This is a genomic window from Dolichospermum lemmermannii CS-548, from assembly GCF_028330815.1.
Taxonomy (GTDB): Bacteria; Cyanobacteriota; Cyanobacteriia; order Cyanobacteriales; family Nostocaceae; genus Dolichospermum; species Dolichospermum lemmermannii.
Genome location: NZ_JAQMTJ010000282.1, coordinates 1 through 12351 on the forward strand (window position 1 = coordinate 1; position 12351 = coordinate 12351).

Annotated in this window: 5 protein-coding genes; all 5 read left to right on the forward strand. The window is 46.4% G+C overall.

Annotation, left to right across the window (positions count from 1 at the left end; translation table 11 throughout):
- Positions 1-355: 355 nt before the first annotated feature.
- The 5 genes from rpsT (at position 356) to PN450_RS19665 (ending at position 12043) form a co-directional block, all read left to right on the forward strand.
- Positions 356-643, forward strand: coding sequence for a 30S ribosomal protein S20 (rpsT, locus tag PN450_RS19645; protein ID WP_015083021.1), 288 nt, complete (start codon positions 356-358; stop codon positions 641-643).
- 114 nt (positions 644-757) lie between these two features.
- A complete protein-coding gene (locus PN450_RS19650) occupies positions 758-1543 on the forward strand; it encodes a TatD family hydrolase (RefSeq protein ID WP_271837286.1) in 786 nt (261 codons plus the stop codon).
- A 727-nt stretch (positions 1544-2270) separates the two neighbouring features.
- Positions 2271-5609: a DNA-directed RNA polymerase subunit beta gene (rpoB, locus tag PN450_RS19655; protein WP_168652194.1), complete on the forward strand. Its 3339-nt coding sequence runs from the start codon at positions 2271-2273 to the stop codon at positions 5607-5609.
- Between the two features lie 202 nt (positions 5610-5811).
- On the forward strand, positions 5812-7704 hold the full coding sequence (locus tag PN450_RS19660) for a DNA-directed RNA polymerase subunit gamma (protein WP_015083024.1): 1893 nt from the start codon (positions 5812-5814) through the stop codon (positions 7702-7704).
- A 160-nt stretch (positions 7705-7864) separates the two neighbouring features.
- Positions 7865-12043 (forward strand): DNA-directed RNA polymerase subunit beta'', encoded by a 4179-nt coding sequence (locus tag PN450_RS19665; RefSeq protein WP_148764604.1) that lies wholly within the window; start codon positions 7865-7867, stop codon positions 12041-12043.
- Positions 12044-12351 lie beyond the last annotated feature (308 nt).

The following is a 12351-nucleotide window of genomic DNA, read 5'->3' on the forward strand; positions in this document are numbered from 1 at the left end:
AGACACATCTGGACAGCGATAACCTTAGTGTTTACTTCCTGCTTCATCACGGTCTTAGAATGGCTTCTAAGAGGTTTTTCCGCTCCACAGGCAATCTCGGTAGAACTTACCGTTTCTGACCGTAGTTCCTAAAAGGAACCCCAGAAATTTAATATTCCCTCTGTCTGAATTGAGGTAACTGGTCTGTTTTCCTTGTCAGTAAACCATTCTAATCTATTTTTTTAGCCGTAAGCATCAGCTTTTACGCCCAAATAAAATATTTTTTTTCAAAAATTATCACATCAGCAAAAATAATGCTATATTTATTAAACCTAGTAGTGTGTGTACATAATTAATAGTCTTTTTTGGAATTACTGTGGCGAATACAAAATCTGCTCTTAAACGCGCTCAAATCGGAGAACGAAACCGACTGCGTAACAAAGCTTATAAATCAGCAGTTAAAACGCTGATGAAGAAATACTTTAGTTCTGTGGAAGCTTGTGCTGCCAACCCGACAACAGAACTCAAGCAGGAAGTGGAAACGAGAATGTCCGAAGCTTACAGCAAAATTGATAAAGCTGTAAAGGCTGGTGTGCTTCATGCCAACAATGGAGCTAGAAAAAAGTCAAGTTTAGCTCGTAAACACAAAACCCTTACTGCTTAGTCAATAGTCAGTGGTTTGTTGACAACTCACCCTCTCCGGGGTTAGTCATTTGTTCATTGGGGAAACCTTCAAGACCGCGCTAACTCACCACTGACCATTGATTAATGATAAGCTATGCAACTTATAGATACCCACGTACACATTAACTTTGACACTTTCCAGCCAGATTTAGCAGCCGTTCGCACTCGGTGGCAAGAAGCAGGAGTAGTCCGATTAGTCCACTCCTGTGTTCACCCCCAGGAATTTGCGAGCATTAGGCGCATAGCCGAGCAGTTTCCTGAACTTAGCTTTGCTGTGGGGCTGCATCCTCTGGATGCTCATAAATGGGATGACCAAACAGCCGCCCAAATCAAGTCTTTAGCCAGTTCTCATTCTCAAGTGGTAGCCATTGGGGAAATGGGGTTGGATTTCTACAAAGCAGATAATTATGAGCTTCAGCATGAGGTATTTGCATCACAATTAGCGATCGCTTGTGAACTGAATTTACCAGTGATCATCCATTGTCGTGATGCTGCACCAGCAGTCAGGGATGTATTGCAAAAATGGCGGAATTGCCATGGGGAAAGGGTACGGGGTGTCATGCACTGCTGGGGAGGGACACCAGAAGAAACTCAATGGTTTCTAGATTTAGGTTTCTATATTAGCTTTAGCGGCACAGTGACATTCAAGAATGCTAAAACTATTCAAGAGTCTGCCGCAATGGTGAATAGCGATCGCTTACTGATAGAAACAGATTGTCCATTTCTGTCACCCGTTCCCAAACGTGGCGAAAAGCGTAATGAACCCGCCAATGTTCGCTATGTAGCGGAGCAATTAGCAAAACTACGAGAAGAAACAATAGAGGAAATTGCCCAGAAAACCACCCAAAATGCCTGTAGATTATTTGGTCTAGCGTTGTAGATCAGCATCAAGTCCAAAAGAATTAGCGCTGATTTCATCAAGAAGATACTTCTATTGAATGAAAATGTGCTAGAATTATTCCCTCTAAAACATTTAGGTTAAGCCATAATGGTAAAGGAAGGATAATAACTCCTAAAACTCAATTTGTGCTGTTATCAAAATGATATTAGCCAGTTTGGGAATTTGTGGTTTTAGCCAGCTTGATCAATCGCAACAACCCCAATCTAAAATCCAAAATTGTCTGCCCATCCACTTAAATCTCTACAAACGGATGCTCTCAATAGATAACAAACCGTGGCAACCTAGGTTGACTAAAAAAAACTTGAAACCTGAAAACAGCAATCCTTCAATATATCAAACAATAAAGAAAATCGTTAAAAATAATTGTCTAGTCCAGACAATCATATCCATATCAAATCCATAGTGCAGGCTCTGATGCCATATTGCGCTATCGAATTCGACTCTTGCGGAACTCCCAGTTTGGGGATCTTACAGCAAGGATAAAGTATCAGGCATAAGGTGTGAGGGGTGAAGTATGAAGAAGTGTGAAGTAAAAAAAATCTTATAGCCAACGCCACGCTATCAGCTAAATTGTCGGTGGAGCAGGCTGTTACCAAGTAAATAGACTTCAACACTCACCAATTCATATTTTATGCAAAAAAGCCTTCATGGCAGAACTCCACCAATACCTCTTTGAAAGTTTAACCAGGTTGATAAAGGTAAAGGCATGACTAACGACGATAAATACATGGAATCCGCCTTTCTATTACCCGACTTGATTGAAATTCAGCGTTCTAGTTTTCGCTGGTTTCTAGAAGAAGGGCTAATCGAAGAACTGAACTCCTTTAGTCCAATTACAGACTACACTGGCAAACTAGAACTGCACTTTTTAGGCAATAACTATAAACTCAAAGAACCTAAATACAGTGTTGAAGAATCCAAGCGAAGAGATAGCACTTATGCAGTGCAAATGTATGTCCCCACCCGGTTGCTAAACAAAGAAACAGGAGACATTAAAGAACAAGAAGTATTTATTGGCGATTTGCCATTGATGACAGATAGAGGCACATTTATTATCAACGGTGCTGAACGCGTCATTGTCAATCAAATTGTGCGATCGCCTGGAGTTTACTATAAATCAGAAATTGATAAAAACGGACGACGGACTTATTCTGCCAGCTTAATTCCGAACCGGGGGGCATGGCTGAAATTTGAAACAGATCGTAATGACTTAGTTTGGGTACGGATAGACAAAACCCGGAAACTGTCAGCCCAGGTACTGTTGAAAGCCCTGGGATTATCAGATAACGAGATATTTGATGCACTGCGCCATCCAGAATACTTCCAAAAAACCATCGAAAAAGAAGGGCAATTTTCCGAAGAAGAAGCCCTAATGGAATTATATCGGAAACTTCGTCCCGGTGAACCGCCCACAGTTTTAGGTGGACAACAGCTTTTAGACTCCCGCTTCTTTGATCCTAAACGCTATGACCTGGGTAAAGTTGGACGTTATAAACTCAACAAAAAACTTCGTCTTTCCGCCCCCGACACCATGCGCGTCCTCACCCCTGGGGACATCTTAGCCGCCATTGATTACCTCATAAATCTAGAATATGACATTGGTAGTATTGATGACATTGACCACCTCGGAAATCGCCGAGTCAGAAGCGTTGGTGAATTGCTGCAAAACCAGGTCAGAGTAGGGTTAAATCGCTTAGAAAGAATTATTCGAGAACGGATGACCGTATCCGATGCCGAATCTCTCACTCCCGCATCTCTAGTTAACCCCAAACCCTTAGTAGCAGCTATCAAAGAATTCTTTGGTTCGAGCCAACTCAGTCAATTCATGGATCAAACTAATCCCTTGGCAGAATTGACCCATAAACGCCGCCTCAGTGCCTTGGGACCAGGTGGTTTGACCAGAGAAAGAGCCGGGTTTGCAGTTCGAGATATTCACCCCAGCCACTACGGACGGATTTGCCCCATTGAAACACCAGAAGGACCAAATGCCGGACTCATCGGTTCATTAGCCACCCATGCCCGCGTTAACCTCTATGGTTTTCTAGAAACACCCTTCCGACCAGTAGAAAATGGCAAAGTCCTCTTTGATGTGCTGCCTGTTTACATGACAGCAGACGAAGAAGACGACCTGCGGACAGCCACAGGTGACGTTCCCCTCGATGAAAATGGTTACATCAAAGGACCCCACGTGCCAGTGCGCTATCGCCAAGACTGGACAACCACCGGACCCGAACAGGTGGATTATGTGGCAGTTTCTCCAGTGCAGATTGTCTCAGTAGCCACCAGCATGATTCCCTTCTTGGAACATGACGACGCTAACCGAGCACTGATGGGTTCTAATATGCAGCGCCAAGCTGTACCCCTACTTAGACCAGAACGCCCCTTGGTGGGAACCGGTTTGGAAGCCCAAGCCGCCAGAGACTCCGGCATGGTGATAGTTTCCCGCACCGATGGCGATGTAGTCTATGTTGATGCCACAGAAATTCGTGTCCGCGCCAGTGGTCAGTTGTCAGCAGCCAGTGGTAGCCAAGTTATTGAAAAAGGCCAAGAACTTAAATACAAACTTTCCAAATATCAACGTTCTAACCAAGACACCTGTTTAAACCAAAAACCATTGGTGAGAATTGGCGAAAAAGTAGTAGCCGGTCAAGTATTGGCAGATGGTTCTTCCACAGAAGGGGGAGAACTGGCACTAGGACAAAATATAGTTGTCGCCTATATGCCCTGGGAAGGCTACAACTACGAGGATGCAATCCTCATTTCCGAGCGTCTGGTACAGGAAGATATCTATACTTCCATTCACATCGAAAAATACGAAATCGAAGCCAGACAAACCAAACTCGGACCCGAAGAAATCACCAGAGAAATTCCCAACGTTGGTGAAGATGCCCTCAGACAATTGGATGAACAAGGCATTATCCGCATTGGGGCGTGGGTAGATGCTGGGGATATTCTCGTGGGAAAAGTTACTCCCAAGGGTGAATCTGACCAACCCCCCGAAGAAAAACTCCTCCGCGCCATCTTTGGTGAAAAAGCCCGTGATGTCCGCGACAACTCCCTGCGAGTTCCCAATGGTGAAAAAGGTCGGGTAGTTGATGTCCGGTTGTTCACCCGTGAACAAGGTGATGAACTGCCACCGGGGGCAAATATGGTAGTCCGGGTTTATGTCGCTCAAAAGCGCAAAATCCAAGTGGGCGACAAAATGGCAGGGAGACATGGCAACAAAGGGATTATTTCCCGGATTCTGGCTGCTGAAGATATGCCCTACTTAGCTGACGGTTCACCCGTGGATATTGTTCTCAATCCCTTGGGTGTACCCAGCCGGATGAATGTGGGTCAGGTGTTTGAATGTTTACTGGGTTGGGCAGGTCATAATTTGGGAGTCAGGTTCAAGATTACTCCCTTCGATGAAATGTATGGCGAAGAAACTTCCCGGCGGCTAGTTCACGGCAAACTCCAAGAAGCCAGAGACGAAACCACTAAAGACTGGATCTATAACCCCGACAATGCCGGTAAAATCATGGTCTATGATGGTCGCACTGGTGAACCATTTGACCGGGCTATTACCGTCGGTGTGGCCTATATGCTCAAGCTGGTGCATTTGGTTGATGACAAAATTCACGCCCGTTCCACTGGACCCTATTCTCTGGTGACTCAGCAACCTTTGGGCGGTAAGGCTCAACAGGGTGGGCAAAGATTTGGAGAAATGGAAGTTTGGGCGTTGGAAGCTTTCGGCGCTGCTTATACTTTGCAAGAATTGTTAACTGTCAAATCCGATGATATGCAGGGACGGAATGAAGCCCTCAACGCCATTGTCAAGGGTAAGGCTATTCCCCGTCCTGGTACTCCTGAATCTTTCAAAGTATTGATGCGTGAGTTGCAATCTTTGGGTTTGGATATTGCCGTGCATAAGGTGGAAACCCAAGCAGATGGTAGTTCCCTAGATGTGGAAGTAGACCTAATGGCAGACCAAGCTGCCCGGCGCACACCTCCTAGACCGACTTATGAGTCACTCTCTCGTGAGTCTCTGGAAGGGGAAGAGTAACAATTAAAAATTATCAATTAAAAATTAAAAATTTAAGAGGTTTTTCGCTCTTCATTTTTAATTCTCAATTTTTAATTGTTTATTAAAAATTATAAATTAAAAATTTAAGAGGTTTTTCGCTCTTCATTTTTAATTTTTAATTCTCAATTTTTAATTGTTTTGTTCTCCTTTTTTAATTTTTAATTTTTCATTTTTAATTCTCATGAGATCCCCCCAAACTAATCAATTTGACTACGTAAAAATTGGCATAGCTTCACCAGAACGCATCCGTCAATGGGGTGAACGGACTTTACCCAATGGACAACTTGTAGGTGAAGTTACCAAGCCAGAAACTATTAATTACCGCACCCTCAAACCAGAAATGGATGGTTTGTTTTGCGAGCGCATCTTTGGACCAGCTAAGGATTGGGAATGCCATTGTGGTAAGTACAAACGGGTGCGCCATAGAGGGATTGTCTGCGAGCGCTGTGGTGTAGAAGTTACAGAGTCCCGCGTCCGTCGCCACAGGATGGGTTTTATTAAGTTGGCAGCCCCTGTGGCTCATGTTTGGTATCTCAAAGGGATTCCTAGCTATATTGCTATTCTCCTAGATATGCCGTTGCGGGATGTGGAGCAGATTGTTTATTTCAACTCCTACTGCGTTTTAGCACCGGGCAACGCTGATACTCTCAGTTACAAACAACTGTTGAGCGAAGACCAATGGTTAGAAATTGAAGATGCTATCTACAGCGAAGATTCCCAGTTAGAGGGTGTGGAAGTTGGCATTGGCGCTGAAGCTCTGTTGCGGCTGTTGGCAGATATTAATTTGGAGCAAGAAGCGGAAACCCTGCGGGATGAAATCGAAAAGGCCAAGGGTCAGAAACGGGCAAAATTAATTAAACGGCTGCGGGTAATTGATAATTTCATCGCTACCGGTTCTCAGCCAGAATGGATGGTGATGGAAATTATTCCCGTCATTCCCCCAGATTTGCGCCCCATGGTGCAGCTAGATGGAGGCAGATTTGCCACCAGCGATTTAAATGATTTGTACCGCCGGGTGATTAATCGCAACAACCGTTTGGCTAGACTTCAGGAAATTCTCGCGCCGGAGATTATTGTCCGCAACGAGAAACGGATGCTGCAAGAGGCTGTGGATGCCTTGATTGACAATGGTCGGCGGGGACGGACTGTGGTGGGGGCTAATAACCGTCCGCTGAAATCCTTGTCCGATATTATTGAGGGAAAACAAGGACGTTTCCGCCAAAACCTGCTGGGTAAACGGGTGGACTATTCGGGACGGTCGGTAATTGTGGTCGGTCCGAATCTGAAGATTCACCAGTGCGGTCTACCCAGAGAAATGGCCATTGAGTTGTTTCAGCCCTTTGTGATCAATCGTCTGATTCGTTCCGGCATGGTGAACAATATCAAGGCAGCGAAAAAGCTGATTTCTCGCAATGATGCCAGTGTTTGGGATGTGTTGCAGGAAGTGATTGAGGGGCATCCAGTGATGCTAAACCGAGCGCCAACGTTGCACCGATTGGGGATTCAGGCCTTTGAACCGATTTTGGTAGAAGGGAGAGCCATTCAACTCCATCCTTTAGTCTGTCCCGCCTTTAATGCTGACTTTGACGGTGACCAAATGGCGGTTCATGTTCCCTTGTCCTTGGAGAGTCAAGCTGAAGCCCGGCTGTTGATGCTGGCTTCTAATAATATTTTGTCACCAGCAACGGGCAAACCGATTGTGACTCCTAGCCAAGATATGGTGTTGGGAGCATATTATTTGACAGCGGAAAACCCCAAGGCAACCAAGGGGGCGGGTAAGTATTTCTCCTCTTTGGATGATGTAATTATGGCCTATGAGGCGAAACAGGTAGAGCTTCATGCCTATATTTATGTGCGTTTTGATGGGGAAATTGATTCGGGTGAACCGGATACTGAACCTGTGGAGGTAATTGAGGACAAAGACGCTAAGGGCAGGCTGATGAGTCGGACTCTGATTTATAAGTTCCGACGGGTGCGGGAAGATGGGGAGGGGAATTTGATTTCTCAGTATATTTATACGACTCCAGGACGAGCAATTTATAACCAGGCAATTCAGGAAGCGATAGATGCTTAGGGAAATTAAAAATTGAGAATTAAAAATTAAAAATGAAAGAAATAACTTTGGAAATTGAAAATTGATAATTTTTAATTGAAAAACTTCTTTTGTTTTTAATTTCTTCTTCTCTTAATTTTTAATTATTAATTTGTAATTTTTAATTGGAACGAAGTGACTTATGACTAAAGCAGTTTTTCGGAATCTGGTAGTAAACAAAGCTAAGTTGAGAGACCTGATTTCTTGGTCTTTTACTCATTATGGAACAGCGCGGACGGCAGTAATGGCCGATAAACTCAAGGAATTGGGTTTTCGCTATGCTACCAGAGCCGGAGTATCTATTAGTGTGGATGATTTGATGATTCCTCCGGCTAAGAAAGAGATGCTGGAAGCAGCAGAGATGGAAATTTTAGTAACGGAGGAACGCTATCAACGGGGGGAAATTACCGAAGTTGAACGTTTTCAGAAAGTAATTGATACTTGGAACAGTACCTCAGAAGCACTCAAGGATGAGGTGGTGGTGCATTTCCAGAAAACAGATCCCCTCAACTCCGTGTATATGATGGCCTTTTCCGGGGCGCGGGGGAATATTTCCCAGGTGCGGCAGTTGGTGGGGATGCGGGGACTGATGGCAGATCCCCAGGGGGAAATTATTGATTTACCAATTAAAACCAACTTCCGAGAAGGTTTGACAGTTACAGAATATATTATTTCTAGTTATGGAGCGCGGAAGGGGCTGGTGGATACGGCGCTGCGGACTGCTGACTCTGGGTACTTGACCCGGCGGTTGGTGGATGTGTCCCAGGACGTGATTGTGCGAGAGTTTGACTGTGGCACAAATAAGGGCTTAACCATTGGGGCAATGGTCGAAGGGAATAAAATCTTAATTAAACTAGCAACGCGGTTGATGGGTCGGGTTGTGGGTGAGGATGTGGTGCATCCCGTCACAGGCGAAATCATTGCCCTGCGGAATACACCCATTGATGATGATTTAGCGATCGCTATCCAAAAATCCGGAGTCCAAAAGGTAACAGTCCGCAGTCCCTTGACCTGTGAAGCTGCCCGGTCAGTGTGTCAGCATTGCTACGGTTGGAGTTTAGCCCATGCCAAGATGGTAGATTTGGGTGAAGCTGTGGGGATTATTGCCGCCCAAAGTATTGGCGAACCAGGGACGCAGTTGACCATGCGGACATTCCACACTGGAGGCGTATTCACCGGGGAAGTTGCCCAACAGGTGCGGTCTAAGGTGGCAGGAACAGTGAAGATTCCTCGCAAATTGCAAACCCGTCCCTATCGCACTCGTCATGGTGAAGATGCCCTGTATGTGGAAGCCAACGGGACCTTGACGATTGAGGGCGATAAGAAGTCGGGAACGGGGGAAAGCCAGGAAATTGCTGTTACCCAGGGTTCAACTCTATATATTCACAATGGTCAGCAGGTATTGGCAGAGCATTTGGTGGCTGAGGTAGCGCTGGGAGGTAGAACCACCAGAACCAATACAGAAAAAGCCGTGAAAGACGTAGCTTCTGACTTGGCTGGTGAGGTGAAATTTGCGGATCTGGTGGCAGAACCAAAGACTGACCGCCAGGGGAATACCACTACTACTGCTTCTAGAGGCGGTTTGATTTGGATTCTATCGGGGGACGTATATAACTTGCTGCCGGGGGCGGAGTTGATTGTCAAGAATGGGGATGCGATCGCTACCAATGGAGTATTGGCGCAAACCAAGCTGACAACAGTACATGGAGGCGTAGTGCGATTACCAGAAGCCATTCCCGGGAAAGGGACGCGGGAAATCGAGATTATTACCGCTTCTGTGGTATTGGATCAGGCAGCGATTACCGTCCAGAGTTCCCAAGGGCGAAATAGCTACTTGATTACAACCACGAATAATCAGGTATTTAATTTGCGGGCGACTCCGGGGACTAAGGTGCAGAATGGTCAGGTAGTGGCAGAATTGATTGATGACCAGTACCGGACGACCACCGGGGGCTTATTGAAATTTGCCCAAGTGGAAGTACAGAAGAAAGGAAAAGCCAAATTGGGCTATGAGGTGGTGCAGGGGGGAACGCTGCTGTGGATACCGGAAGAAACCCATGAAGTGAACAAGGATATTTCCTTGCTGCTGGTTGAGGATGGCCAGTATGTGGAAGCGGGAACGGAAGTGGTCAAAGACATTTTCTGTCAAACCGGTGGGGTGGTAGAAGTTACCCAAAAGAATGACATTTTGCGAGAAGTGGTGGTGAAACCGGGTGAGTTGTTGATGGTAGATGATCCGGAAACTGCGATCGCCCATGACAATACATTTTTGCAGCCCGGTGAAGAGTTGCAAGGAATGGTGGCGACGGAGTTGCGGTATATCCAGTACGTGGAGACTCCCGAAGGTCCGGCATTGCTGAGTCGTCCGGTGGTAGAATTTGCTGTGCCAACCCACCCTGATGTCCCAGCGACAACGACGGTGAGTCAGGATACAGGGCGTTCCATTCAGTTACGAGCGGTGCAAAGGATTCCTTATAAGGATTCAGAGCGGGTGAAGTCGGTGGAGGGTGTGGAACTGCTGCGGACACAGATAGTATTGGAGATTGAGCAGGAGACGGAGGGAGAACACGGGGCTTCGCCTTTGGCTGCGGACATTGAATTGATTACTGATGCTGAAAATGAGGAAATTCAGCGGTTACAGTTGGTGATTTTGGAGTCTTTGGTAGTGCGGCGCGACATTACAGCGGATGCGACCCAAGGCAGCACAGAGACTAATTTGGAAGTTGCGGACGGTGACACCATTGAACCGGGGGCTGTGGTAGCACGGACGAAGATATTGTGTAAGGAAGGGGGAATTGTTCGCGGTGTGCAGCAGGGGGCGGAAACGGTGCGCCGTTGTTTGGTGTTGCGTCCCAATGATTTGGTAACTATAGGTACGAATGTGCTGCCGAATATCAAGAAGGGAGATTTGGTAGTGGAAGGCAGCGAAATTGCTCCGGGCATATTCGCCGCTGAATCGGGTCAGGTGATGGAAGTCGTCAGTGGTCAGTCGTCAGTGGTGAGTCAGCGCGGTCTTGGGGGTTTCCCCCATGAGCGACTGACGAACCCCGAAGGGGTCAGTGATAAAAAAACGGACAACGGACAACACTTCGACAAGCTCAGTGCATCGCTGACAAAGGACAATTCAGCCCACTCTATTACTCTCCGCGTTGGTCGTCCTTACCGAGTCAGTCCTGGGGCAGTGCTACAGGTCGAAGATGGGGATTTGGTGCAACGGGGTGACAACTTAGTGTTGTTGGTGTTTGAACGAGCCAAGACTGGGGACATTATCCAAGGTTTGCCCCGGATTGAGGAACTGCTAGAAGCCCGCAAACCCAAGGAAGGCTGCATTTTGGCGCGTCGTCCAGGGGAAGTGAAGATTGTCTATGGGGATGGGGATGAGGTGACATCTGTTACTCGTGAGGCCTATTCTATTAAGATTGTGGAAGCTAATGGGACAGTGACGGACTATCCCCTCGGACCGGGGCAGAACTTGATTGTTCCTGACGGGGCGCAGATTGTGGCTGGACAACCAATGACTGATGGCCCTTCTAATCCCCATGAAATTTTGGAGATATTCTTCAGCTTGGGGTCAGAGGATGGGGTCTATGCTTGTGCGAGTCATGCGTTGCAGAAGGTGCAGACCTTTTTGGTGAATGAGGTGCAGATGGTGTATCAGTCTCAAGGGATTGAGATCTCTGACAAACACATTGAGGTGATTGTCCGCCAAATGACCAATAAGGTGCGGATTGATGACGGTGGGGACACAACTATGCTACCGGGTGAGTTGGTGGAATTGCGGCAGGTGGAGCAGGTGAATGAGGCGATGTCCATTACTGGTGGGGCTAGAGCGGAATATACTCCCATGCTGCTGGGGATTACCAAGGCATCGTTGAATACTGACAGTTTCATCTCTGCGGCTTCGTTCCAGGAAACCACGCGGGTATTAACGGAAGCTGCCATTGAGGGTAAATCGGATTGGCTGCGCGGACTCAAGGAAAACGTGATCATTGGGCGCTTGATTCCCGCTGGGACTGGGTACAACACCTATGAGGAAGCGGGGGTGATTGATGATTACGTGATAGAGCCGGGTAGTGGGGTGCTGGATGAGGTTGATGACCCATTGGACATGGTGTTAGATGACCGGACAGCGAAACTCTATAATTTGGATGCACCGGGAATGGGAGATGGTGCTTTTGGTAGCAAGATAGGGGAAAGACTGATTTTAGATGATGATGATGATTTAATTGCTGATGAAATTAGCGATATTGTTGTTGAAGATGATGAAGATTTTGAGGAAGATGAAGATGAGGAAGATGATGAAGACTTTGATGATGAATAAAATCTAGTACCGCACAGCGGAATTAAAAATTAACAATTAAAAATTAAAAAAGCAGATTACACAAGCTTTTTGTGGAATTTTTAATTGTTGGTTGATTTGCGCCGCAGTGTACTAGTCATCAGGTAATGGTTCAGGAGTATGGCTAACGCCACGCTTCGCTATCAGAAGGAAGGAGTCAGGAGTTCAGGAGTCAGGAGTTCAGGAGGAAGAAGAGGTAGGGGAGGTAGGGGAGGTACGGGAGGTACGGGAGGTAGGGAAGAAGGAAGAAGGAAGAAATTTCTCCCCTACTCCCCCTACTTCCCCTACTC